Raw genomic sequence first — 24690 nt, forward strand, 5'->3', positions numbered from 1 at the left:
TGAAACATTGGTTCCGATATTTTGTCAATTCGGAATGTTTATTCCATTTTGCCTTTTACAGGTTTCGACTGTTGATGCTTGCGCCGGCGCTCGGCAATTGCAACCGGCAGTGCCATGGTGAGCGCCATCGAGGCCGAAAGCGAGCGGAAGCCGGCGAAATCGGCTTCCGCCACCTCGAACCAGTGCGTGGCGCAGGCGGCAAGCGGCGAGAAAGCCGAATCGGTGATCGCGATGACGGGGACGCCGCGGTCGGCAAGCTCCTGGCTCTGGTTGAGGCTATCGGCCGCGTAGGGCGAAAAGCTTGCCGCGATCGCCGCATCCTTCGGTGTTGCGAATTGCACCATCTCAGGGTCAACGCCGTTTGGCGAGGCGACGATCTGGTGGCGGATGTTGAGCTTGGAAAAAGCGTAGGTCATGTGCGCCGTCAGCGGATAGGAGCGCCGTTTGGCGATCAGATAGATCGTCTCGGCGTTAGCCAGGATATTCACGGCTTTGGTGAAAGTATCGCTCTGCACCGTCGCCGCCAGCCGATTGACCGACTGGTTTGCCGCGGCGATGAAGCCGGAGAGCAGATTGGCGTCCTCATCGTCGCCGCTCGATTGCTCCAGCGTGACGAGGCGCTCTTCGTAGCTTAGCGTCCGGTCGCGCAATCTTTCGCGAAAGATGCTCTGCAGGTCGGAAAACCCTCCATAACCCAGATGATGCGCCAGGCGCACCAGCGTCGAGGGCTGGACGTCGGAGGCGGCCGCGATGCTCGCCGTCGTGCCGAAGGCGATCTCGTCGGGATTGCCGAGGGCGAAGGCGGCGACCTGCGCCAGCCGCTTCGGCATGTTCGCCTTGCGCTCGATGATGGTACTGCGCAGGCTTTCGAAATCGCGCGGTACGCGCGCGTGCCTCTGAGGATCGTTATCCATGCTTGCAGCTCGGGAGATGAAACAAATATTCCATATTATCGAACATAAACGATTTCAAACGGCACGGCTAATTGTTTTTAATCCCCTGTAATTGAAGGCTTTTGAACAGTTCCATTCGGGAATGGCGCAGAAATGCTTGTGATAGGTCCCTTGTCAAAATGATCCAAATATTCCAAAAATCCGCGCGCAGCTCTGGAGGAGACGGAAATGAAGCCACTCGGCATCGGTTTGATCGGCACCGGTTATATGGGCAAGTGMCATGCGCTGGCGTGGAATGCGGTAAAGACGGTGTTCGGCGATGTCGAGCGTCCGCGTCTTGTGCATCTGGCCGAAGCCAATGCCGGGCTCGCTGAGACTCGTGCCGGTGAATTCGGTTTCGAGAAGGCGACGGCCGACTGGCGGGCGCTGATTGCCGACCCCGAGGTCGACGTCGTCTCCGTCACCACGCCCAATCAGTTCCACGCCGAGATGGCGATTGCTGCCCTTGAGGCCGGCAAGCATGTCTGGTGCGAAAAGCCGATGGCGCCGGCCTATGCCGATGCCGAGCGCATGCTGGAAACGGCGAAGCGATCCGGCAAGGTTGCCGCTCTTGGCTATAATTACATTCAGAATCCCGTCATGCGGCATATCAGGACGCTGATTGGCGAGGGCGCCATCGGCACGGTCAATCATATCCGCGTCGAGATGGACGAGGATTTCATGGCCGATCCCGATGTCTTCTTTTATTGGAAGAGCGAGCTTTCCGCCGGCTACGGCGCGCTCGACGATTTCGCCGTGCACCCGCTGTCGCTGCTCTGGTATCTCTTCGGCCATGTGGAGGCCGTCATAACGGATATGGTAAAACCCTATGCCGACCGCCCGCTGGGCGAGGGTGGTCGCCGTGCCGTCGAAAACCACGATGGCGCCAACGTGCTGATGCGGCTTGGCGGCGGCATCTCAGCCGTGTTGATGGCGAATCGCGCCGCCTGGGGTCGTAAGGGCCGCATCGCCCTGCAGATTTTCGGCTCGAAAGGCTCGATCGTCTACGATCAGGAGCGCATGAACGAATTCGAACTCTATCAGGCCGAGGGTCGCGGCTCCGAACAGGGTTTCCGCAAGATACTGGCGGCACCCGCTCATCGGCCTTATGATCGGTTCATTCCAGCGCCCGGCCATGGCCTCGGCTTCAACGATCTGAAGATCATCGAATGCCGCGAGCTGATCCGGGCAATTTCAGGCGGACCGTCGTCGATCGTGACATTCGAAGACGGTCTCAGGATAGAGAAGTCGGTACATGCCATGGCACAGTCCTTCCACGAGCGCCGCTGGATCGAGATCGCCTGAATGTAAGAGGCCGCTTTCCGTTGACGGCGCACGGGCTACTGCATAATCCCTGAAATCGAAATCGATTTCAGGGATTATGCAGAAACTCAAAATGCGACAGCGTCGTTCGCGCGTCTGAAAGGCGCGCGGCGGTGTAGGGGATAGGCCTTGGCGTGGTTGTCGGGCGCAGCTTCAGGAGTGAGATCGTGACGGATAGACTGGTGATCATCGGCGCGGGACAGGCCGGTTTCGCATTGGCGGCCAAGCTGCGTGCGTTGAAGGATACGCGCCCGATCACCCTCATCGGCGCGGAAGACGTCGCGCCCTATCAGCGCCCGCCGCTTTCAAAGAAATACCTGCTCGGCGAAATGGCCTTCGACCGCCTGCTGTTCCGTGCCGAGCATTGGTATGCGGACAATGACGTCGACCTTCGCCTGTCGACCTGGGCCGAGCAGATCAAGCCGGACAGCAAGCAGGTTCTGCTGCAGGACGGCTCCGTTCTTGACTACGGCACGCTGGCGCTGGCCACCGGCTCGACGCCGCGCCGGCTGCCGGCCGCAATCGGCGGCGATCTCGAAGGCGTCTATGTTGCCCGCGACAAGCGCGATGCAGACCTGCTTGCTGACGAGATGCGCCCCGGTCGCCGCGTCCTCATCATCGGCGGCGGTTATATCGGTCTCGAGGCGGCAGCCGTTGCCCGCCATCGCGGCCTGGAAGTCACCGTCATCGAGATGGCCGACCGCATCCTGCAGCGCGTCGCGGCGAAGGAGACCGCCGACATCATGCGCAGGATTCACGAGACCCATGACGTGGTGATCCGCGAGAAGACAGGGCTCAAGCATCTGGTCGGCAAGGATGGCCGCGTCACCGGTGCCGCACTTTCCGACGGATCGGTCATCGACATCGATTTCGCCGTCGTCGGCATCGGCGTCGCGCCGAACGACCAACTCGCCAAGGAAGCCGGCCTCGAGGTCGCCAACGGCATTGTGGTCGACGAATTCGCGCGCACCTCCGATCCGGCGATCTTTGCGGCCGGTGATTGCGCCGCACTTCCCTGGGAGGGCGGCCGCATCAGGCTCGAATCGGTGCAGAACGCCGTCGACCAGGCCGAAGCAGCGGCGGCCGTCATCGCTGGCGGCAGCGAGCCTTATGCGCCGAAGCCGTGGTTCTGGTCCGACCAGTATGACGTCAAGCTGCAGATTGCCGGCTTCAATCTCGGCTATGACGAGACGCTGCTGCGCCCCGGCACCCGCGAAGGCGCCCATTCGGTCTGGTACTTCAGGGAAGGCCGGCTGATCGCCGTCGATGCGATCAACGACGCGAAAGCCTATGTGACCGGCAAAAAGCTGCTGGAATCCGGGACCAACCCCGATAAAACGATTCTCTCCGACCCCTCTGCTGACCTCAAGAGCCTGCTCGGCTGAACTCGGCTTCCTCATCACGAGAACGAAGCGCGATCAAATTCCGCGGATCGCGGCAGGAAATGTGCTCTGTTTGCGTAACCGGCCGAAATGGCAGCCGCTGCATTTCTTCTGGTGAAAACTCAAAAAACCCTTGCATTCACAGATCGGTCGCCATAGTTAGGCCGCACCGGAGAGGTGGCCGAGTGGTCGAAGGCGCTCCCCTGCTAAGGGAGTATACGTCAAAAGCGTATCGTGGGTTCGAATCCCATCTTCTCCGCCATTCCGATTTCCTGAGTGTGCGTCGATCGTTAGTTTCCGGCAGGGAATCACGTTCGCTTAGTCGGCTAGACCGGCGACGAAAAATCTCTCTGCCTTGAGCAAGAGAATCGCCTGCGGGAATCACCTCCCGCGCTCAAGCCACCGGCAGGTGGCGAAAGTGGATCGGTGCACGTCCGGTTACGCTTTCGGCAATCCTGAATCCCCGCAAGAGCCGCATTTTGTCAAAAAAGTGTCACGAAAGTGTCGCAGAGCGCATGTCCAATTCTTTGTTGGCTGGACCTAAGCCTCCGCAAAATCAGGGTTTTCTTAACAAAGCATAAAGGAAATCGAGGTCGGTTGCCCGACTTGTGTCCTTTCAGCAACAGAATGTCGGGAAGGCTCCCTCAAATCCCCCATCCGAGTAAGTTGGTGATTGCGTGACGGCTTCCGTCTTGTATTTTCAATCTCGGAAGCAAGGGCGACTGATCGTCCACTTCTTGAAACACGGGGATGGGGCAGGGAACGCTGCTCAGCGAAAGATCCCAAACCCGATCGAAACTTTGAATTGGAGGTCATTTATGAACATCAAGAGCCTTCTTCTCGGCTCCGCTGCTGCTCTCGCAGTAGTTTCCGGTGCTCAGGCTGCTGACGCTATCGTTGCTGCCGAACCGGAACCGGTTGAATATGTTCGCGTCTGCGACGCCTACGGCACCGGCTACTTCTACATCCCGGGCACTGAAACCTGCCTCAAGATCAACGGTTACATCCGTTTCCAGGTTAACGTTGGCGAAGACGTCGGCGGCGATTCGGATTGGGATGCTGTCTCCCGCGGTCAGGTTCAGTTCACGGCCAAGAGCGACACCGAATATGGTCCGCTGACCGGCGTCATCGTCATGCAGTTCAATGCTGACAACGCCACGGTTCAGACGTCCAAGCTCGACTCCGCTTACCTCGACATCGCCGGCTTCCGCGCCGGTCTCTTCTACAGCTGGTGGGACGATGGTCTCTCTGGCGAAACCGACGACATCGGCTCGGTCGTAACGCTCCACAACTCGATCCGCTATCAGTATGAAACCAGCGATTTCTACGCTGGCATCAGCGTCGATGAACTGGAAGACGGCGTTTATCAGGGTGACGTGGATCCCGTCACCGGCCTCCTTGTTCCGAACGATGGTCCGAACAATGTCGGCGTTGCCGTTGGTATCGGTGGCAAGGCTGGTGCCTTCAGCTACCAGGTCACTGCCGGCTGGGACGTCGACAACGAAGACGGCGCTGTCCGTGCAATGGGTACGGTTGACATCGGTCCCGGTACGCTCGGCCTCGCTGCTGTGTACTCTTCCGGCCCGAACTCCTACTACTCGACGGCTGAATGGGCAGTTGCTGCCGAATACGCCATCAAGGCAACCGACAAGCTGAAAATCACCCCGGGTGTTCAGTACTACGSCAACTACATCGGCGGTGCCAGCGCGTTTGACACCGTTCCTASCGATTACGACGGTGCCGGTGATGCATGGAAGGTCGGTCTGACCGTTGATTACCAGATCGTCGACAACTTCTACGCCAAGGCTTCGGTTCAGTACCTCGATCCGGATGATGGCGACGACTCCACGACGGGCTACTTCCGTCTGCAGCGTTCGTTCTAATCCACTTGGTGGATATGCTCCCGGTCTTCGGACCGGGAGCACTTAAATCAGTTTCTGATCCGAGTGACCTCCGATCAGCTACGGGGACGGGTCCGGTCTTCCCTGCCGGACCGTCCTTGCAGCGTTTTTGACGCACAGTCTTCAAGGCAGTCTTTCAGGATCGTCTTTTCAGGTGAGCCGAACAGGTACGTTGCGTATCGCACGTCGGCATCTGCCCGCCTCGTTTCTTGAGGCACCCCGTTTTCAATCTTTCAAACGAGCTGGATCCACCGATAGATTTATCGCGCGGACGGCTGTTGGTCTGTCTTCCTATGCGGTGTTGGCTGGCTTTGTCGCAACAGGTCGCGAAAAGAAAATCCAATGCCGACAATGTGATCACCGCTTTTTGGGAGAGAGGATACAACCCTTGCTGGGGGCCGGCATTCATTCCTACTCGCGGATAGCTTGTTCTTATGGACGATCTCAACGACTACTATTATTTCGCCGCTGTCGTCTCCAGCGGCGGTTTCGCTTCTGCAAGTCGCGATCTCAAAATACCACGTTCGAAACTCAGCAGGCGGGTCAGCCGGCTTGAGGAAGGGCTTGGTGCAAGGCTCATAGAACGCTCGACCCGTCACTTCCGGGTGACTGAGATCGGCCAAGCTTTCTACGAAAGATGCCAGACCATCCTGCAGGAGGCCGATCGCGCCAAGTCGATCGTCAGCGAGGCTCAGTCCGACCCGCAAGGTGTGGTGCGCATGGGCTGCCCGCTTGGCCTCGTCGACATCTCGGTCGGGGGAATCCTGCCCGAATTCCTGGAACGTTATCCGAAGATCAAGCTGCAGATCATCGGCTCCGACCGGCGGGCCGACCTCATCAACGAACGAATCGACCTTGAAGTGAGAGCGACCAACGAGCCGGAGACGCAGACGAGTCTGACGATGCGCAAGCTCGACCGTATCAGGCGTATCCTGGTTGCAAGTCCGTCGCTCGTCGAGCGCACCGGCACCTTGCGTTGCGTGGACGAACTCGCCGACCTGCCGACGCTGGCAATGACGTCATGGGTATCGTTCCATACCTGGGAACTGGTCGGTCCGAATGACGCCAAGCGGGTGATTCGGCATCAGCCACGGCTCACCTGCCGCAGCATGACCGCTATCCTCGACGCGGCCCGTGCCGGCCTCGGCTTCGGGCTTTTGCTCGAAAGTGCCTGCGAGGCCGATCTCCAGGCCGGCAAGCTGGTGCGGGTGCTGCCAGAATGGCAGTCGGAGGAGAGCCAGTTCTATATCGTCTTCACGACAGCCAAGGGCATGCCGCCGGCGGTGCGGGTCCTGATCGATTTCCTGGTCGAAAAATCCAAACAGCATTGACTTACAGCGCCACGCGAGCCGGCATTCGCCTTATATCAACCGTGCCAATAGCTTTTCGCCGGCCAACTCCCTGACGGCATCCTTGCCGATCCAGCGGGCAGTTTTGTCAGGGCTTTCCGCCAGGGCCTTTGCGAGCGTCAGTGCCGGCGCATGGCAGGTGAGATTGCGCTTACCGATGCTGCGCAGCGCCCAGTTGACCGCCTTGCGCACGAAGTTTCGCGGGTCGCCGGCATGGGCCTCGATCAGCGGCAACCAGGCAAGGATGGTCGCATCAGGTTCCTTTTTTAAGTGAACCGCGGCACCGGCAATCATGGCGAAGGCGGTGCGCCTGATAAATTCACGCTCGTCTGCGGCGAAGTCTGAGATGAGCTCGTCCAGCCGGGCTTCAACGAAGAGATCGGCGGCGCAATCGACGATCTCCCACGAGTTGAAATCATTGGCCCAACTTCGAGCCTCTTCCATGGTCAACCGCTTCGGCTCGGCGGTGTAGAGGGCGAGCAGGCGGGCCTCGCGGATATCGCTTCGCCAGAGCTGCATTGCCCTGGCGTGATCCTTCTTCGCCAGTCCGGCGACCGCCCTGATATCGGGATTGGAGATACCGAGGGCGCGATCGGTGACGATGCCAAAGCGCGCCATGCCGGCAACATTCTCCTCCGAGCGCAGCGTTTGGAGATGCGCGATCAATTCGGCCGCATCGGAGGAGGGGCCGATCATTTTTCGAGGCGGGCGAGCAGCGAGGATGTGTCCCAGCGATTGCCGCCCATTGCCTGCACGTCGCCATAGAACTGGTCGACGACGGCGGTGACCGGCAGCTTGGCGCCGTTGCGGCGGGCTTCGGTGAGCACTATGCCGAGATCCTTGCGCATCCAGTCGACCGCGAAGCCGAAATCATACTTGCCTGCGTTCATGGTCTTGTGGCGGTTTTCCATCTGCCAGGAGCCGGCTGCCCCCTTGGAGATCACCTCGACCACCTTTTCGATATCGAGGCCAGCACGCTTGCCGAAATGCAGCGCTTCGGCAAGTCCCTGGACGAGGCCGGCAATGCAGATCTGGTTGACCATCTTGGTCAACTGGCCCGAGCCTGCCGGTCCCATCAAACCAACCATGCGGGCATAGGCGTCGATGACAGGTCTGGCGCGTTCGAAGACGGCCTCGTCGCCGCCGCACATGACGGTCAGGACACCGTTTTCAGCGCCGGCCTGGCCGCCGGAGACAGGAGCGTCGATGAAATCGACACCTTTTTCCTCTGCCGCGGCATAAAGTTCGCGGGCGACTTCAGCGCTGGCGGTGGTGTTGTCGATCAGCACCGAACCTGGCTTCATGCCGTGCAGGGCGCCGTTCTCGCCCAATGTCACCGACCGGAGATCTTCGTCATTGCCGACGCAGACGAAGACGAAATCGGCACCGGCGGCGGCCTCGGCCGGGGTGGAGGCGGATTTGCCGGAGAATTTCTCGGCCCAGGCGGCGGCTTTTTCGGCGGTACGGTTGTAGACGGTAACATCGTGGCCGCCCTTCGTCTTCAGATGGCCCGCCATGGGGAAACCCATGACACCGAGACCGATGAACGCGACTTTAGCCATATGTCCTATCCTTTTCCTCAAGTGCAAGTTCGAGGATTAACCGAAACGGTGGGAGCAGAAAAGCCCGTGAAGACGGACTTCCTTCGGATTGACGCATATGAGGCTGGCCACCCTTCGGAGCAGCCCTAGATCGGGGAGAGGGCACAATGTTTCCGGAGGGTGACATGAGCGAAATTCCGACGATCAAGCCGCGGCGCAAAGGCCGCAGCGGAATGCAGGCTATGCTCATTCCATCGCTGCAGATGGTCGCAGAGCAGATTCGATCAGCACCGGAAGGTGTCCTTACCGATGTCGGCGTTCTCCGCCGTCGTCTCGCTGACCAATATCGGGCGGATGCCTGTTGCCCGGTGACCGTGCAGCGGCATTTGCGCTCGATCGCCGAACTGTCCTTCGGCGCATTGGAGAAGGGTGAGCCGGTTTCGACGGTCACGCCCTATTGGCGCATCGTCGATCCCGCAAGCCTGCTTGCGAACCGTCTTGCCGGCGGCCCCACCTTTATCCGGGAGCGTCTGGCCGCCGAAGGTTGGGAAGGAAGCGGAATAGTAGCCGGCATAGCGGACGCGCGAAAAAAATCCGCTTAAGGGCGATTTCCGGGCCGCAAAATTTCAGCAAAGGCCGAATCTCGCAAATAAAATTGTCGATATAAATTATAGATTTCATCATCATGGCATTCATCACTGACAGGTCGACCAGCCGAAAACAGGCTTGGCACCATGAAAAAGGGGAAAGTCATGATTTCACGTCGACAAACGCTCGGGCTTTTCGCAGCGGCCGCGGCCACGGCAATCCTGCCGGCTGTCAGGCCGGCACGCGCTGCTGCCAGCGAGTTCCGTATCGGTTGGCAGAAGAACGGCGTGCTGGCGCTCGCCAAGCGTCGCAGCGCACTTGAGAAGCGGCTTGCCGATCGCGGCATTACCGTCAGCTGGTCGGAATTCACCTCCGGCCCGCCGCTTCTCGAAGCATTGGGCGCCGGCGCTCTCGATTTCGGCGCGACCGGCGATGTGCCGCCGCTCTTTGCCCAGGCGGCCGGCGGGCAGCTCTATTATGTCGGTCTCTACAAGGGTAGCCCGGCAGCCTCGGCCATCCTCGTGCGCAAGGATTCGCCCATCAAGACGCTTGAAGACCTCAAAGGTAAAAAGGTCGCTTTCAAGCGCGGCTCCAGCGCGCATAATGTAACCGTCAAGGTTCTGCGCAAGGCAGGCCTGAAGCCCGAAGATGTCGAGCAGATCGATCTTTCGCCGCCGGATGCTGCCGCCGCGTTCAAGAATGGCAGCATCGACGCCTGGTCGATCTGGGATCCTTATCTGGCGATTGCCGAAGCTGATCCGGAGACACGTATCCTGACGACCGCCGAAGGCATCGTCGACTCCTACAGTTTCTTCCTCGCCAACCGTGATTTCACCGATGCCAACGGGCAAGTGGTCGTCGACGTGATCGATGAGCTTGCCAAGGTCGGAAAGTCGGCACAGAGCAATCTCGACGAAACGGTGAAGGAGCTTTCCGAAATCACCGGCGTGCCGGCTGACGTGACGCGCGTGACATTGACGCGCAAGGGCGCCGATCTCGGCAGCGTCTCGACGATCACCGATGYCGCCGCCACCTATCAGCAGGCGCTCGCAGACGAGTTCTATGGACTCGGTATCCTGCCGAAGAAGCTTACGACCGGCGACATCGTCTGGCGTCCCAAGGCGAGCTGATTTTTCGACCAGGGCTAAGATTTCCGCGAGGCGGCATGGAGAGGGTCTTCATGCCGCCGAACCGGAAAAATATTCTCCAAAATGGATTATAATAGCAAATTGATATTGTCGATCTAATTAGTGGTCTATGTCAGTATCCTGACGATCGACGCGGACACTGAAAGGCGTCGGCCAGCCACCATCCGATCGACAAGGATATTTCAGATGCTCACGCATAGATGGACAGCCGGCCTTACTACAGCCTCCGCCGCCACCGCGATCCTCCCAAGCATTCGCGCGGCGGCGGCGCCGAGTGGGCAGACAGTCTGCTTGTTGCCGCTTGCCAGCGGCCATCTCCACCGCGCGAGTTGATTTTCGAATTTCGCAGCTAAAGGACCGTCTTCCATGACCACCACCTCCCATACAGGTAAATCCGAACCTATCAATTTCCTCTGGTTCATCCCGACATCGGGCGACGGCACCTATCTCGGCTCCTCCGAGCTCAACCGTGCGCCAGAGATTGGTTATCTCACGCAAATCGCCCAGGCTGTCGACCGGCTCGGCTATTCCGGCGTACTGCTGCCGACCGGGGTTGCCTGCGAGGAATCCTTCGTGACCGCCGCCGCCCTTGCCGCAAAGACCGAGAAGCTGCAGTTCCTGGTGGCGATCCGCCCCGGCACGGCATCGCCTGCCTATTACGCGCGTCTTGCGACGACGCTCGACCGCATCTCCAACGGCCGGCTGCTGCTCAACATCGTCGTCGGCGGCAGCCCGGCGGAGCTTGCCGGCGATGGCATCCATCTCGAGCATGACGAGCGCTACGCCCATGCCGAGGAGTTCTTCACCGTCTTTGAGGAGCTGCTGGAAAAGGGAACGGCAAGCTTCGACGGCAAATATATCAAGGCGACCAATGCGCGCCTTGGCTTCCCCTCGGTGCAGAATCCGCGCCCGCCGCTCTATTTCGGCGGCTCGTCGGATGCCGGTATCGATTTCTCCGTCGGCCGCGTCGACAAGTACCTGACCTGGGGCGAGCCGCCGGCACAGGTTGCCGAGAAGATCACCAAGGTGCGCAAGGCCGCCGGCGAACGCGGCCGCGAGGTGAGCTTCGGCATTCGTCTGCACTTCATTGTGCGCGAAACCGATGATGAGGCGTGGGAGGCAGCCGAGCGGCTGATCCGTCATCTCGACGACGATACGATCCGCGAGGCGCAGGAGCGCTTTGTCCACGAGTCCGACTCGGTCGGCCAGAAGCGCATGGCCGCCCTTCATGGCGGACGCCGCGACAAGCTCGAAGTCTCTCCGAACCTCTGGGCCGGCGTCGGCCTGGTGCGCGCCGGTGCGGGCACGGCGCTGGTTGGCTCGCCGAAGACGGTGGCCGCGCGCCTTCGCGAATATCAGGAGATCGGCATCGATACGGTGATCGGCTCCGGCTATCCGCATCTCGAAGAGGCCTATCGCGTCGCCGAGCTGCTTTTCCCCGAGCTTGGCATCACTCGCGAGCAGCAGCGCCTGGGCTTCAACAACGAGTTCGGCCGCAAGCAGATATTCGCAGGCGGCAGCCATGGCGGCAATCTGAAAGTCGTCTCCGGCTCCTGAGTTCGAACGAAGACGCAGAGCGTGACACCGCCGCAAGCCGCTTACGGCTTGCGGCATCCTGCTTTCGATAAGCGCGAGGACAATGCATGTCGACTTTCGATACTCCGTTCGTACGGTCGGTCGCTTCCGAAAAGGTTGGAAAGGCGGGTTTGCGCCTGCGGCTGCCCGGCCTGGACAAGCTGACGCCCTATCTGGTGCCGGTGGCGATTGTGGCGTTCTGGCAGCTTGCCTCCTCGGCCGGCTGGATCTCATCGCGCATCATGCCGTCGCCGGCCGATGTCGGCCTGGCCTTCTGGTCGACGACGGTTTCCGGCCAGTTGCCGAATGACGTGCTGGTGAGCGCCGGCCGCGCCTTTGCCGGCCTTCTCGTCGGCGGCTCGATCGGTTTCCTGCTCGGCATCGCCAACGGTGTATCGCGCATTTCGGAACAACTGACCGATACGACGCTGCAGATGCTGCGCACCATTCCGCATCTGGCGATGATCCCGCTCGTCATCCTGTGGTTCGGGATCGGCGAGGAATCGAAGCTGTTTCTCACCTCGCTCGGCGTGCTCTTCCCCGTTTATCTCAACACCTATCACGGGGTGCGCAATGTCGATCGCGATCTGATCGAGATGGGCAAGGTCTATGGCATGGGCAACTGGACGCTGTTCCGCAAGGTGATCTTTCCAGGCGCGCTGCCGTCGATCTTCGTCGGCCTCAGATATGCACTCGGCATCATGTGGCTGACGCTGATCGTATCGGAATCGATCGCCGCATCCTCGGGCATCGGCCATATGGCCAACAATGCCCGCGAATTCATGATGACCGACGTCGTCGTACTCGCCCTCGTCATCTATGCCGTGCTCGGCAAACTTGCCGATGTCATCGCCCGAGTGCTGGAGAGGCGGCTGCTCGCCTGGAACCCGGTCTATCAGAAATAGGAGAGACGCCATGACATCGATCGCGCATGAGCGTTTTCACGCCGTCGCCGAAGAGCCAGCCTATACACCTGCGGCGGAGCGCAATGCGCCTGCGGGGGCAGCGGCGATCAGCCTGACGGGGCTTGAAAAGAGTTTCGGGGCCAACCGCGTACTGCGCGGCATCAATCTGCATATTCCGGCCGGCCAGTTCGTTGCCGTGATCGGAAAGAGCGGCTGCGGCAAGAGCACGCTGCTGCGCATCCTGATGGGCCTTGACGCGCCGAGTGCCGGCGAGCTGCATTTCGAGGATGCCGACGGCGCACAGGCCAGCCCCAATGCGCGCATCGTCTTTCAGGAGCCAAGGCTGCTCCCCTGGCTCAGTGTCGCCGACAATGTCGTCGTCGGGCTCGGCGACGGCATCGATAGACGGGCGGCGCTGAAGGCGGCCGACGCCGTGCTTGCCGAAGTCCAGCTTGGCGAGAAGGCCGGAGAATGGCCGGYGCGCCTTTCCGGCGGTCAGCGGCAGCGCGTGGCACTGGCGCGGGCGCTGGTGAGCCGGCCGGGCGTGCTGGCGCTTGATGAACCGCTCGGCGCTCTCGATGCGCTGACGCGGATCAGCATGCAGGAACTCATCAACCGCGTCTGGCGCGAACTCGGTTTCACCGCCGTGCTCGTCACCCATGATGTCAGCGAGGCGGTGCATCTCGCCGACCGGGTCATCGTGCTCGACGAGGGGCGGATCGCGCTCGATCTTCCCATTCCTTATCCCCATCCGCGCCGGCACGGCCATCCCGGCCTCGCCGAGCTCGAAGGCCGGCTGCTTGCCGCGATCCTCGGCACCGACGGCGGGCATTGATCCCAGCGCCGTTTGCGAAGCTGCATGATCAATGGCGGAAATGCATAGGCGCCTGGGTATGAGACATTCACCCGTCTCTGCCGAGGCGCGCTGCCACGTGCGCTAAAATCAGCAACAACAGTTTCCCTAAGTCGTCTCACGTCCAGCTTGACTCACCTATACCTCTATGGCTATACGTTAATCCATAGTCAGTGGGGTATGGATTGTAGATGTCAAACGCTCAAGACTTGCTCTTCAGAACGCTCGCCGATCCGACGCGGCGGGCTCTTTTCGAACGGCTGTGCCGCGAAGGAGAGAAGACGGTCGGGGCTTTGACGGCACGCGCTGGGGTCTCGCAACCGGTCGTCTCGAAACATCTCGGAATCCTGAAGCAGGCCGGATTGGTGCGTGACCGTCACGAAGGTCGCCAGACGCATTATAGCGCGCAGCTCGGTGCGCTGGCGCCGCTGGTCGACTGGACAAGTGAGATGGCTGGTTTTTGGCAAAATCGGTTCGACCAGCTGGAAGATCTACTGAAAAGGATGGACCAATGACCGAAACATCGACTGAAACCCGTTCCGTCGTCGTCGAGCGAGAGATCCCTTTTCCGCCGGAAAAGATCTGGCGCGCGCTCACCCAGCCGCATCTGATCGCGGACTGGCTGATGAAGAATGACTTCGTGCCGGTCGTGGATCACCGTTTTAAGCTCAGCGCGGATTGGGGATCCGTCGATTGCCAGGTCCTGGAAGTCGAGCCGAACAAAACCCTGTCTTACACGTGGGCTGCCTATGATCTGGCAAGCGTCGTCACCTGGACTCTCACGCCTACGGGCGCGGGCACGCACCTGCGTATGGAGCAATCGGGCTTCCGGCCGGATCAGCGGCAGGCTTACGGGGGCGCCAGGAGCGGCTGGCAACAATTCTTCGCAAAGCTGGAGCAGGTGCTGGCGCGGATCGAGTGAGACAGATGCCAACGGATACGCCCCGCTTCGGCTCGTTTTCGCAGGAGGTTCCCGTGAATTGGAATAACTGGTGTCGACAGATCCACCGTTGGCTGTCCATTGCCTTTACGCTGGCCGTCATAATTAATATCATCGCCATGGTGCAGGAGAGATCCTCCGTCGGGGTGGGGCTTTTGGCGCTTCTTCCGTTCGCCTTGCTCCTGCTCACCGGTCTGTACTTGTTCGTCCTGCCTTATGCCGCCAGATGGCGCAGCGCGGGACGCAGCAGCGGATAGGGGTAAACAGAATGGCTGGCAGGACGTCGAGGACCTCTGCGGGAGTCGCAAAAAAGACTGCCGCCGAGGCAGCCATCACAAATCCAGTTCTTCTCTCAGGCGGCAATCCGCAGATCGCCAAGGGTTACGGCGACGCTCCCGTGCAAGCCTACATCGCCGCCATGCCCGGCTGGAAAAGCGATGTCGGGCATCGCCTCGATGCGCTCATCACGCGCACGGTGCCCGGGGTGTACAAGGCCGTGAAATGGAACTCGCCCCTCTATGGCATCGAAGGGCAGGGCTGGTTCCTCGGTGTCCATTGCTTCGCGAAGTACATCAAACTCGCTTTCTTCCGTGGCACGTCGCTCAGTCCCATCCCGCCCGGCGAGTCCAAACAAAAGGAAATGCGTTACTTCCACATCCATGAGGAAGATCAACTCGACGAGGCTCAGCTCGCCGCCTGGGTGGAGCAAGCCAGTCAATTGCCCGGTGAACGAATGTGAGCGGATCCCAAGTCATCAGCACTTAAGCGATGGAGGAGCGATATCGATGAAGAAAGCCACGGCAACCATTAAGAAGAGCGGCTCCAGCGAAGAGAAAGACGAAGACTCTCCTTCGCGTTTGATCGATGCGAGAATCGAGGAGTTGAGCGATTGGCGAGGCCAGACGCTCGCTCGGGTCCGAACTCTGATCAGGCAGGCCGAGCCCGATGTGGTCGAGGAATGGAAGTGGAGAGGGGTTCCCGTGTGGGAGCGCGCCGGCATCATCTGCACCGGCGAAACCTACAAGAGCGTGGTGAAGCTGACCTTCGCCAAAGGCGCTTCGCTGGAGGACCCTTCAGGCCTTTTCAACTCCAGCCTTGACGGCAATATCAGGCGCGCCATCGATTTCCACGAAGGCGATGAGATTGACGAGCAGGCGTTGAAGACGCTCGTTCGCGCCGCCGCAGCACTCAACACGTCAACGCGAGCTGCGGCTCGCCCCGCCAGCTCCCGAAAAAAACCAAGCAGCGCTTGATGCTTGGCAACATCGCCTGAAACGCGTCGCATCGAACTTGATTTGGCGACATGTGTCAGTGAATGGGGCTTTCCTCGCGCTCGAGGAAGAGCTCCAGATTGTCGAGGCCGATTTCGGTACCCTGGAGGCGGGCGCCGTTGTCGGCGTAGCCGTCGAGGAAGACCACCTGTTCGGTGAAGACCATTTTGGTGCCGCCGGGTTCGGCTTCGAAGGCGACGGTTGTGAGCGAGGCGGAGATGCGGGTTTCGCCGAGCTTCATCTCATAGGCATAGATGATGCGGGCATTGGGCACGATATCGATGTAGTGGGCATCATAGGCGTGCAGAAGGCCGTCGGTATCGGCGACGTAGTTCCTTTCCGTGCCGCCGGGGCGGAAATCGAGACCATAGTCCAGCGCCTGCCACTCGCCGTGGCAGGCGAACCATTGGCGTTTGGCCTCCGGCGCCGACCAGGCGCGGAAGACGCGAGCGACTGGCGCCTTCAGGTGACGCTCGATGACGAGAGTGGCGTGTTCGGCGGATGGCGTCGTCATTCGGGAAGGCTCTCCGTTTCATTGGCAAGAAATTGATCCAGCCTGTCGAAGGTGCTCGTCCAGCGGATCTTTCGCTGTTCCACCCAGCGCTCGACGGCGGCAAGCGCATCCTGTTGCAGGCGGTAGGTTCGCACCCGGCCGGATTTTTCGGAGAGCACGAGGCCGCTCTCCTCCAGCACCTGCAGATGTTTCATCACCGTCGGCAGGGCAACCGCAAGCGGCGCGGCCAGCTCGGTGACGGAGGCCGGGCCGCGGCCAAGGCGGTCGATCATGCCGCGGCGGCTGCGATCGGAAAGCGCATGGAACATGCGGTCGAGATCCGCCTGGCTGTCGATCATCCCGCTGCATCCCGGAAGCGGGCCGGCAGCTTCTCTTTGTAGGGGTAGAACTTGAAGTAGGGGCGGGCCTCTTCCAGTGCCCTTGCAAAGGACGGGCGCGCCAGCAGCCGATCGTAATAGGCGCGAAGGTTCGGCTGTTCCGCGGTGAAGGGGATCAGCGTCTCGGCATAGAAGAGCGCGGGGGCGGCGGCGCAATCGGCCATAGTGAAGCTGTCACCGGATATCCAGGGTTTGTCGGCGAGCTGCTTTTCGATCATCGAGTAAGCGGTGGCAAGCGTCGCCTTGGCGGCCGTGACCTCGATTTCGTCCGCCGTGCCCTCAGGACGCCGGAGATTGCTAACCAGCGTCTGCATCGGCGCCTGGACATAATGATCGAAGAAGCGATCCCAAAGGCGGACTTGCAGCGTCCGGTCGATCTCCAGCGGCAGCAGGCGAAGAGGCCCCGGATAATATTGCTCAAGATATTCGATGATGATCGATGTCTCGGGAATGGTGCTGTCGCGCGCCTCGTCCCGCAGCAGTGGCATCTTGCCGATCGGCCAGAAGCGGAAGAGATCGGCGCGCGAGCTTTCGTCGGAAAGATCGACGATGCGATTTTCGAAAGGGGTACCGTTTTCATAAAGCGCGATCAGCACTTTGTGGCAGAAGGAGGCGAGCGGATGCCCATAAAGCACGAGCGACATGCGGCGACCTTTCCTATCGTTGCGGTAAACTTTACCGATCGACTAACTATCAGGTCATGGCGCATCATGCAACAGATACTTCGCCAACCGCGAAACTATTCCGTCAGGCGAATATCAGGTGCATTAGCTTCAGCCGATATATCGGGCGATCACCAGATGGCCTGGTGTCGGCTGGCCGTCTTCCATGCGCACATTGATATCCGATATCTCGACGAGGTCGAAACCGGTGGCCGTCAGGCGTTCTCTCACATAGGCGTCGGCATGGGCGAAGCGCTGGTGCGGGCCGACCATATAGGCACGGCCGGCGAGTATTTCCTCGGGCAGGGTTTCCGAGGAGAAGATGAACAGGCCGCCCGGTGTCAGGTTCTCGGCGGCGCCGAAGAATAGCGGTTCGAGCGCGCCGAGATAGGGCAGCACGTCGGTGGCGGAGATGATGTCGAAGGCTTCCTCGTCGTTGTCGTCGAGAAAATCCTCGACCTCGGCGACGAAGAGTGTTTCGTAGAGGTCCTTCTCATGGGCGATCTCGACCATCTTCTCAGATATGTCGATGCCGGTCATATCGGCGCAGAGGTCGCGCAGCGCGCCGCCGGTGAGGCCTGTGCCACAGCCGAGATCGAGCAGCCGCTTGAACGGTCCGAGCTTCAGCGCCTGCAGGCGCTGGCGCACCAGCATCGGCACGTGATAGCCGAGCTGCTCGACGAGCACGTCCTCGAAAACCTCGGCATGCTGGTCGAACAAGGTCTCGACATAGGCGTCGGGCGCCTTGACCGGCGTTTCGCCGCGGCCCATCGCGGCAATGCGCACGGCTGCACCGCCGTGATCGTCGGGATCGATTGCCAGGACTTCCTCATAGGCTGCAACGGCCGCGTCGACATCACCGGCCTTTTCCAGCGCCAGCGCGCGGTTATAGGCCTCGCCAAGGGCTTCTTCGTCGATCTTCTTTGCCATCGCAGTCCATCGTCCTTTTGTTTCAGGCATGCGTCTAAGGCGGCTTTCGATGTTTTGCAATGGTGCGCTTGCGGGCGCAGAATGGCCGAAAAGAAGACGAAGGGAGGAACGAGCCATGAAAATGGAGGAAGACAGGACGTCATTGGTACGGGAAGGAGAGGACGCACGGCCTTTGCTGCCAAGTACTCCAAGCGAGGTTACCAACACGCTCATTCATTATTACCGCGGTGAACTCGGACGGATGACAAGTTGGCGCGACCGCATCGACCGGACCTCCAACTGGGCGATCACCGTGGTCGCAGCACTGCTTTCGGTCTCGCTGTCGACGCCGACTTCGCATCACGGAGTGCTGCTGTTCGGGATGATGCTGGTGACGCTGCTGCTGATGATCGAGGCGCGGCGCTACCGCTTCTTCGATATCTACCGCGCCCGCATTCGCCAGATCGAGCGCTGCTATTTCGCCGAGATTCTGGCGCCGGAGGCCGGGGCCGGCGGCGAATGGGCGATGGTGGTCGCCCGCAGCCTGCGCAAACCGCGCTTCCTGCTCAGCTATCAGGAGGCGATGCACCGCCGGCTCAAACGCAATTACGGCTGGATGTATTTCATCCTGTTGCTCGCCTGGTGCCTGAAGATCTCGACGCCGAAACTGCAGACGGAGGGCATGCCGGCGCTGCAGGCGCAGTCATGGGCCTATGTCATCGACAATGCCGTGCTCGGGCCGGTTCCCGGCCTTGCGGTCATTGCCATTGTCGTCGCCTTCTATCTCGGCATGCTCGGTTTCGCGCTTCGCCCGGATCGCGACGAAGGCGAATTCGGCCATGGCGAGGCGCATGTCTGACGCGGTCAGAACATGCCGCCCGAACCGTTCACACTTTTCGGCATCCTGCTGCAGAGCCGATCAGTGCAGGATGAACTCGCCCTTCAGCGCCCGCCACTCGGTTGCCGAGATCAGCTTGCGGTGGATGTAGCGCACCGAATGCAGCGGCCCGTCGAGCTTCTCTTCCCAGAATTTCAGGAAGCCGCGCATTTCGGGAAAATCGGGGGCGAGGTCGTAGTCCTGCCAGACATAGGTCTGCAGGATCGCCGGGTGGTCCGGCAGGTGGTAGAGGATCTGGGCGGTCGTCAGACCGTAGCCCTGCAATTGTTTTTCCATGTCCTTGTGCATCGCATTCCACTTCTTCTTGTTCCCACTCGCGCGCTTATTAGCGCTACGTGATATGGAAACATGCGAGTGGTTAATGAAATCTTTACAGATACTTCATAAAAGGACAATTTATTTTTTATATCAATTACTTGGCAGCATCGTGCCGAGAGTGCTGCCAAGTCGGCTTTGTCTCATGCATGCCGTTATCCCAAAACTGCGACACGCGTTTCGGCGTCACGCATCAGCGCTTGAGATGCCGGGTCAGGCGGCGTTCGATCCAGGCCCAGAGATGGCGTAAGGCCTCGACGATGACGAGATAGAAGATCGCCGCCCAGAGATAGGTCTGGTAGTCGAAGGTGCGGGAGAAGGCGTAGCGGGTTTCGCCCATCAGGTCGAGCACAGTGATGATGGCGACGACCGCCGAGCCCTTGATCAGAAGGATGATCTCGTTGCCATAAGGACGAAGCGCGACGATGAGAGCCTGTGGCAGGATGATTTTGCGGAAAGCGATGAACTTGTGGATGCCGAGTGCGGCAGCCGCCTCGTGCTGGCCATGCGACACGCTTTCGATCGCGCCGCGCAGGATTTCCGCCTGGTAGGCCGCGGTATTGATGGTCATGGCAAAGAGGCCGCAATACCAGGCATCGCGGAAGAACCACCAGATGCCGACGGCCTCAAGCTGCGGCCGGAATATGCCGAGGCCGTAATAGACCAGGAACAGTTGGGCAAGCAGCGGCGTGCCGCGGAAGAAATAGATGTAGCCGTAGGCCAGCGCATTCAGTACCCGGTTCTTCGACATGCGCGCCACGGCAAGCGGCAGCGACAGAATGGCGCCGCAGATGACGGAAATGAAAACGAGGCTCAGCGTTATCCAGAGACCATGGAGGTAGCGCGGCCCGTAACGGGTGAATTTTTCCGGATCCCAGCCATTGACGACGGAAAAGACAAGAAGCGCTGCGAGCAGAGCCCAGACCGCGACGAAGATATAGCCGGCCATGCGCGCCGGCGTCATCGGCTTCATCACCTCGCGGGGCGCGGGCTGCGGTGGGATCAGCGTTTCGGCATAGCTCATCGACTGATCTCCGAACGCTTGGCCCAACGCTCGACATAGACGAGCAGGAAGGAGGAGAGGATGGCGAGCACCAGATAGAGGCAACAGGCCAGGCCATAGAAGAAGAAGGGTTCCTTGGTCACGCGCACGGCGACACTCGTCTGGCGAAGGATATCGGCAAGGCTGATGATCGAGACGTAGGAGGTGTCTTTCAGCAGCACCATCCAGAGGTTCGTCAGGCCCGGCAGCGCGATGCGCACGAGTTGCGGCAGGATGACCAGGCGCAGCGTGCGGCCGCGATGCAGGCCAAGCGCGTCTCCCGCCTCATATTGTCCCTTGGGGATGGCGCGGAAGGCCGAGAGTAGCACTTCCGAACAGTAGGCCGAGAAGACGACCGAAAGCGCGATGACACCGGCGAGGAAGGCATTGATCTCGACCGGCGGCCCGTCATAGCCGACGAAGGTCAGCAGAGACTGAATGAGCATCTGCATGCCGTAATAGATGATGAAGAGCGTCAGAAGCTCCGGCAGACCGCGGAAGATCGTCGTGTAGATGCCGGCCGCCAGCCGCAGCGACTTCTCCTCCGACTGCTGACCGAGCGCCACCAGGAAACCGATGGCAAGGCCAATCGGCAGGGTGACGATCGCCACCGAAACGGTGATCTGCAGGCCAAGCGCGATCTCGTCGCCCCAACCGGTATCGCCACAGCTAAGAATCGTCGACGGCGCCAGCCAAGTGAAGATGCCAACGGGTCCGCACAGCGGATCGAAGATGTGCACAATCCAGCTCCAGAAGGAGCCCAGCGCGGAAAATAATCCGCCCATGCGAGAATTCCCCTCACGGCTTTTGCCGTTTTAATCTTGCCATCTTTGTCAAACAAAAATGGCGGAAGAGCAAGCCTTCCGCCATTACCTTCATCGGCCAGATAACGAATTTCTTATTCGCCGTAAACGTCGAAGTCGAAGTACTTGTCCTGGATCTTCTTGTATTCGCCGCTGGCACGGATCGCAGCGATCGCCGTGTTCAGCTTTTCCTTCAGCGGGTCGCCCTTGCGGATGGCAATGCCTGCGCCGTTGCCGTTGATTTCCTTGTCGACCGGCAGGGTCGTCAGAATCTTGCAGCAGGCGCCAGCGTCGGACTTGACCCATTCGGAGAGAACGACGACGTCGTCGATGACGGCGTCGACGCGGCCGCTGGCAACGTCAAGCTTGTATTCATCAGCGGTCGGATAGAGCTTCAGCTCAGTGTCGGCGAGATGTTTCTCGGCATAGTTGGCATGTGTTGTGGAGGTCTGCGCGCCGATCACCTTGCCCTTGAGGCCTGCGACGTCTGATATCGTCGAATCCTTCGGCACGGCAATGGCCGGCGGGGTGTTGTAGTACTTGTTGGAGAAGTCGACGAGCTTCAAGCGCTCCGGCGTGATCGACATGGAGGAAACGATCATGTCGAATTTCTTGGCGTTGAGCGCCGGGATGATGCCGTCCCAGTCGGTGCTGACGAAGGAGCATTCGGCCTTCATTTCAGCGCAGAGCGCCTTGGTGATGTCGATGTCGAAGCCCTGGATTGTGCCACTGGCATCAACGAATTCGAAGGGCGGATAGGTCGAATCGGTGCCGATCACATATTTCTCGCCATCGGCCATGGCCGAGCCGGCAAAAAGGGACATCGCCGCGATCGAGGCTGCCGCGAAAATACGGGTAGGATTAAGCATGAGGATCCTCTCTGTTGGTAGCCGCCGCTCCTTTTTCTCTTGGGCTGACGGCCGCAGTTCAACGGTGCTGAGACCGCCTTGCGGCGATAATCAGACTTTTTTTGATAGAATTGCAACACAAATCCCACCGCAATTGGGCGGTGCAAATAGCGGGCGAGATGAACGTCGGCAGACTGCAACATTCACGCGAGGTTAATCCCCACCTCCCTAGAACCGGAACAAATCGGCGGCTCGGCGATTGCCATTCCGCCGTTTCGCCTCAATGCGAAGCTAGGGGCGGAACCAGGGCCTTGCGGCCTTCAAGAAGCTCAAACAGGATCGAGGAAACCCGATGGGCATGAAATCAAGATTGTTCGCGAGCGCGGCTTTTCCGCTGCTTTCTCTTTCGCTGGCGCTGCAGCCGGCATCGGCGATGGCGGCCGTACGCGACGTTGCGACGCAGGCTGCGGCCGTGCGGCAGGTCGAGCCGGGCAGCTTCGAGGTGGCGCAGGATGCGCCTTCCGAGGAGGAACTGCTGAAGAAGAAGCGCAAGCAGAAGGAGGAAGCCCCGGCCGAACAGGCGCCGGCCGCCGAGAAGCCGGCGCAGCAGGAAGCGCCAGCCGAAAAGCCGAAGGCCGAGCGGAAGGAAGCGCCTGAACCCAAGGCAGAGCCGGAAGCGCCGAAGGCGGAGGCACCGAAGGAGGTGCCCGCCGAGCAGCCTGAAAGCAAGCCCGAGCGGAAAGCCAAACAGCAGGCCCAGCCGGAGGCCGCGCCGCAGCAGGAAGAGCAGCCGGTAACGCAGGAAAAGCCGAAGAAGCCGAAGAAGCAGGAGACGCAGCAGGCCGAGCCGGAGGCTCAGCCGCAGCCCGAACAGCAGCCGGCAGCAAAGGAAGCTCAGCCGGAAACGGAACAGGCACAACCTGAAGCCAAGCCGGAAGGCGGCATGCGGGAGAAGGGGCAGGATAAGGCCCAAGGCAAAGATAAAGGCAAGGGCAAGGGCAAGGCTGAGACTGCCGCTCCCGAGGCGGTGACACCGACCGAAGAACAGGCCAAGCCCGAAGCCAAGCCAGAGGTGAAACCCGCAGCCGAGGCGCCTGCCAAGCAGAAGCCAAAGGGTGAGACTGCAGCACCTGCAGAAAATGCCCCTGCGGCTAAGACGACCGAAGATAAGGCAGCGGCCCCGGAAGCTGCGCCGGCCGAAAAGCCCAAGGATGGTACGGCGGCAAAGCCCGCCGGTGAACAGCCCGCCGGCGCACAGCCAGCCGCGCCCGCCACCGACACTGCTCAGCCGCAACCGGATGCCAGCGGCGGCCAGCAGGTGGAGCAGGCCATTCCAGCACCGGAAAAGGCTTCTCCCGAGGAGCTGGAGCGCCGCAAGAAGATCGCCGCAGATCCGGCCAAGAGCAACGAAACCGTCGTGCTGCCGGTCGAGAACGGCGCAGCCGTGCTCGACAGCGACAAGGATGCCGACCGCAGCAAGGGCCGGGAAGGCCGCCGCGACCGCGACAGACAGCGCGCCGACAGCCAGGAGGTGAAGGTGCCGACCTCGGATGCCGATGCACAGGCCGCCACTGGCGCCAAGGCGCCGGCGCCGGTCAAACTCGAGGCGGTGACCCGCGAGAAGGGCAGGAAGCTCGACGAGCGGCCGCAATTCGTCCGTCCCGACGGCGCGCGCTTCGACGACCGCGGCGACGACAGCCGTGTGATCATCCAGTACGACAACAGGACGATCGTGCGCGGCGACGACGACAGGCGCTTCCTGCGCGACGGCGAACGGCCGAGCTACGAGGAGCTCTCCGGCGACCGCTACCGCGAGACGATCACGCGGCCGGAAGGCTATCGTATCGTGACGATCCGCAACCGTTACGGCGACATCATCCAGCGGTCGCGTGTCGATGCCCGCGGGCGCGAGGACGTGCTCTATTATTCGCAGGACCTCTATGACGATCCGGACCGCGACTATTTCGAGGATCCGGGCGCCGACCTGCCGCCGATGCGGCTGCGCGTACCGCTCAGCGACTACATCATCGACACCCGCAGCGACCCGAACCGGGACTATTACGAGTTCCTGAGCGAGCCGCCGGTCGAGCCGGTGGAACGCGTCTATTCGCTGGATGAGGTGAAGTATTCGGCCCGTATCCGCGACAAGGTGCGCCGCATCGACCTCGACACGATCACCTTCGCGACCGGCAGCGCCGACATTCCGATGACCCAGGCGCGCACGTTGCGCAAGGTCGCCGATGCGATCAGCCAGGTGCTCGAGAAGGATCCGAGCGAGACCTTCCTGATCGAGGGTCATACGGATGCTGTCGGCTCAGACCAGAGTAACCTCATCCTCTCCGACCAGCGGGCGGAATCCGTCGCCAACGTGCTCACCGACGTCTACGGCATCGCGCCGGAGAACCTTGCGACGCAGGGTTATGGTGAGCACTACCTCAAGGTCAACACGTCGGCCCCTGAGCAGGAAAACCGCCGCGTCACCATCCGCCGCGTCACGGCACTGGTCCGCCCGGTCGCTGCCAACAAGTGATGCTATGGGTGCCCCTCTCCATTCTTGGGGAGGGGCATTCCGGATCCCTTATTCTCCGTAGGGGATCCAGATATTCTTCACATC

27 protein-coding genes and 1 tRNA gene are annotated in these 24690 nt (G+C 60.7%); 17 read left to right on the forward strand and 11 right to left on the reverse strand.

Going from position 1 to position 24690, the window contains the following annotated elements; translation table 11 throughout:
• Positions 1–38: 38 nt before the first annotated feature.
• Positions 39–914: a MurR/RpiR family transcriptional regulator gene (locus AC1D1Z_RS18155; RefSeq protein ID WP_027685308.1), complete on the reverse strand. Its 876-nt coding sequence runs from the start codon at positions 912–914 to the stop codon at positions 39–41.
• A gap of 207 nt (positions 915–1121) precedes the next feature.
• On the opposite strand from AC1D1Z_RS18155, the gene AC1D1Z_RS18160 reads away from it, so the two are divergent.
• The 5 genes from AC1D1Z_RS18160 to AC1D1Z_RS18180 all read left to right on the forward strand — a co-directional run bounded on the left by AC1D1Z_RS18160 (position 1122) and on the right by AC1D1Z_RS18180 (position 6869).
• Positions 1122–2237 (forward strand): Gfo/Idh/MocA family protein, encoded by a 1116-nt coding sequence (locus AC1D1Z_RS18160; protein WP_477851458.1) that lies wholly within the window; start codon positions 1122–1124, stop codon positions 2235–2237.
• Positions 2238–2422: 185 nt separating this feature from the next.
• Positions 2423–3640, forward strand: a complete 1218-nt coding sequence (locus tag AC1D1Z_RS18165; protein WP_283186359.1) for an NAD(P)/FAD-dependent oxidoreductase — start codon at positions 2423–2425, stop codon at positions 3638–3640.
• 168 nt (positions 3641–3808) lie between these two features.
• Positions 3809–3899 (forward strand) — tRNA-Ser (locus AC1D1Z_RS18170).
• 556 nt (positions 3900–4455) lie between these two features.
• On the forward strand, positions 4456–5520 hold the full coding sequence (locus AC1D1Z_RS18175; RefSeq protein ID WP_477851461.1) for a porin: 1065 nt from the start codon (positions 4456–4458) through the stop codon (positions 5518–5520).
• 452 nt (positions 5521–5972) lie between these two features.
• Positions 5973–6869: a LysR substrate-binding domain-containing protein gene (locus tag AC1D1Z_RS18180; RefSeq protein WP_130652555.1), complete on the forward strand. Its 897-nt coding sequence runs from the start codon at positions 5973–5975 to the stop codon at positions 6867–6869.
• A gap of 30 nt (positions 6870–6899) precedes the next feature.
• Here the strand turns inward: AC1D1Z_RS18180 and AC1D1Z_RS18185 are convergent, their stop codons facing one another.
• Complete coding sequence (locus AC1D1Z_RS18185; protein ID WP_130652554.1) at positions 6900–7583, reverse strand: DNA alkylation repair protein; 684 nt, start codon at positions 7581–7583, stop codon at positions 6900–6902.
• A complete protein-coding gene (locus tag AC1D1Z_RS18190) occupies positions 7580–8449 on the reverse strand; it encodes an NAD(P)-dependent oxidoreductase (RefSeq protein WP_130652553.1) in 870 nt (289 codons plus the stop codon). The genes AC1D1Z_RS18185 and AC1D1Z_RS18190 overlap by 4 nt, the downstream gene beginning before the upstream one ends.
• Before the next feature lie 164 nt (positions 8450–8613).
• Between AC1D1Z_RS18190 and AC1D1Z_RS18195 the strand changes: the two genes are divergently transcribed.
• The 10 genes from AC1D1Z_RS18195 (at position 8614) to AC1D1Z_RS18240 (ending at position 15690) form a co-directional block, all read left to right on the forward strand.
• Positions 8614–9030: a hypothetical protein gene (locus AC1D1Z_RS18195; protein WP_130652552.1), complete on the forward strand. Its 417-nt coding sequence runs from the start codon at positions 8614–8616 to the stop codon at positions 9028–9030.
• A gap of 150 nt (positions 9031–9180) precedes the next feature.
• Positions 9181–10146: an aliphatic sulfonate ABC transporter substrate-binding protein gene (locus tag AC1D1Z_RS18200; protein ID WP_477851465.1), complete on the forward strand. Its 966-nt coding sequence runs from the start codon at positions 9181–9183 to the stop codon at positions 10144–10146.
• Positions 10147–10530: 384 nt separating this feature from the next.
• Positions 10531–11721 carry an FMNH2-dependent alkanesulfonate monooxygenase gene (gene ssuD, locus AC1D1Z_RS18205; protein ID WP_130652551.1) on the forward strand — a complete coding sequence of 397 codons (1191 nt, stop codon included), beginning with the start codon at positions 10531–10533 and terminating at the stop codon, positions 11719–11721.
• A gap of 86 nt (positions 11722–11807) precedes the next feature.
• A complete protein-coding gene (gene ssuC / locus AC1D1Z_RS18210) occupies positions 11808–12644 on the forward strand; it encodes an aliphatic sulfonate ABC transporter permease SsuC (RefSeq protein WP_047621396.1) in 837 nt (278 codons plus the stop codon).
• 10 nt (positions 12645–12654) lie between these two features.
• Positions 12655–13479, forward strand: a complete 825-nt coding sequence (locus AC1D1Z_RS18215; protein ID WP_477851467.1) for an ABC transporter ATP-binding protein — start codon at positions 12655–12657, stop codon at positions 13477–13479.
• Between the two features lie 209 nt (positions 13480–13688).
• Positions 13689–14012, forward strand: a complete 324-nt coding sequence (locus AC1D1Z_RS18220; protein ID WP_018242337.1) for an ArsR/SmtB family transcription factor — start codon at positions 13689–13691, stop codon at positions 14010–14012.
• Entirely contained in the window at positions 14009–14419 is a 411-nt protein-coding gene (locus AC1D1Z_RS18225) for an SRPBCC family protein (protein ID WP_018242336.1), read from the forward strand. The genes AC1D1Z_RS18220 and AC1D1Z_RS18225 overlap by 4 nt, the downstream gene beginning before the upstream one ends.
• Before the next feature lie 53 nt (positions 14420–14472).
• Complete coding sequence (locus AC1D1Z_RS18230; protein ID WP_047621467.1) at positions 14473–14694, forward strand: hypothetical protein; 222 nt, start codon at positions 14473–14475, stop codon at positions 14692–14694.
• Positions 14695–14705: 11 nt separating this feature from the next.
• Entirely contained in the window at positions 14706–15176 is a 471-nt protein-coding gene (locus AC1D1Z_RS18235) for a DUF1801 domain-containing protein (protein ID WP_130652549.1), read from the forward strand.
• Positions 15177–15222: 46 nt separating this feature from the next.
• Positions 15223–15690 (forward strand): DUF1801 domain-containing protein, encoded by a 468-nt coding sequence (locus tag AC1D1Z_RS18240; protein ID WP_130652548.1) that lies wholly within the window; start codon positions 15223–15225, stop codon positions 15688–15690.
• Between the two features lie 55 nt (positions 15691–15745).
• Here the strand turns inward: AC1D1Z_RS18240 and AC1D1Z_RS18245 are convergent, their stop codons facing one another.
• The 4 genes from AC1D1Z_RS18245 to AC1D1Z_RS18260 form a co-directional block, all read right to left on the reverse strand.
• Complete coding sequence (locus AC1D1Z_RS18245; RefSeq protein WP_018242332.1) at positions 15746–16222, reverse strand: SRPBCC family protein; 477 nt, start codon at positions 16220–16222, stop codon at positions 15746–15748.
• Entirely contained in the window at positions 16219–16560 is a 342-nt protein-coding gene (locus tag AC1D1Z_RS18250) for an ArsR/SmtB family transcription factor (protein ID WP_028733055.1), read from the reverse strand. The genes AC1D1Z_RS18245 and AC1D1Z_RS18250 overlap by 4 nt, the downstream gene beginning before the upstream one ends.
• Complete coding sequence (locus AC1D1Z_RS18255; protein ID WP_130652547.1) at positions 16557–17243, reverse strand: glutathione S-transferase family protein; 687 nt, start codon at positions 17241–17243, stop codon at positions 16557–16559. The genes AC1D1Z_RS18250 and AC1D1Z_RS18255 overlap by 4 nt, the downstream gene beginning before the upstream one ends.
• A 129-nt stretch (positions 17244–17372) precedes the next feature.
• Positions 17373–18191, reverse strand: coding sequence for a class I SAM-dependent DNA methyltransferase (locus AC1D1Z_RS18260; protein WP_130652546.1), 819 nt, complete (start codon positions 18189–18191; stop codon positions 17373–17375).
• A 115-nt stretch (positions 18192–18306) separates the two neighbouring features.
• Here AC1D1Z_RS18260 and AC1D1Z_RS18265 point away from each other — a divergent pair, with 115 nt between their 5' ends.
• Positions 18307–19029, forward strand: a complete 723-nt coding sequence (locus AC1D1Z_RS18265; protein ID WP_026230663.1) for a DUF2270 domain-containing protein — start codon at positions 18307–18309, stop codon at positions 19027–19029.
• A 60-nt stretch (positions 19030–19089) separates the two neighbouring features.
• On the opposite strand, the gene AC1D1Z_RS18270 is transcribed toward AC1D1Z_RS18265, so the two are convergent.
• The 4 genes from AC1D1Z_RS18270 to AC1D1Z_RS18285 all read right to left on the reverse strand — a co-directional run bounded on the left by AC1D1Z_RS18270 (position 19090) and on the right by AC1D1Z_RS18285 (position 22097).
• Complete coding sequence (locus AC1D1Z_RS18270) at positions 19090–19356, reverse strand: usg protein (RefSeq protein WP_018242327.1); 267 nt, start codon at positions 19354–19356, stop codon at positions 19090–19092.
• Positions 19357–19576: 220 nt separating this feature from the next.
• On the reverse strand, positions 19577–20407 hold the full coding sequence (locus tag AC1D1Z_RS18275; protein ID WP_018446398.1) for an ABC transporter permease: 831 nt from the start codon (positions 20405–20407) through the stop codon (positions 19577–19579).
• Entirely contained in the window at positions 20404–21210 is an 807-nt protein-coding gene (locus AC1D1Z_RS18280) for an ABC transporter permease (RefSeq protein ID WP_018242325.1), read from the reverse strand. Before AC1D1Z_RS18280 ends, AC1D1Z_RS18275 begins: the two co-directional genes overlap by 4 nt.
• Before the next feature lie 113 nt (positions 21211–21323).
• Complete coding sequence (locus AC1D1Z_RS18285) at positions 21324–22097, reverse strand: transporter substrate-binding domain-containing protein (protein ID WP_047621389.1); 774 nt, start codon at positions 22095–22097, stop codon at positions 21324–21326.
• Positions 22098–22428: 331 nt separating this feature from the next.
• Between AC1D1Z_RS18285 and AC1D1Z_RS18290 the strand changes: the two genes are divergently transcribed.
• Entirely contained in the window at positions 22429–24606 is a 2178-nt protein-coding gene (locus AC1D1Z_RS18290) for an OmpA family protein (protein WP_130652545.1), read from the forward strand.
• Positions 24607–24690 lie beyond the last annotated feature (84 nt).

Source organism: Rhizobium sp. P1_E1, assembly GCF_056406015.1.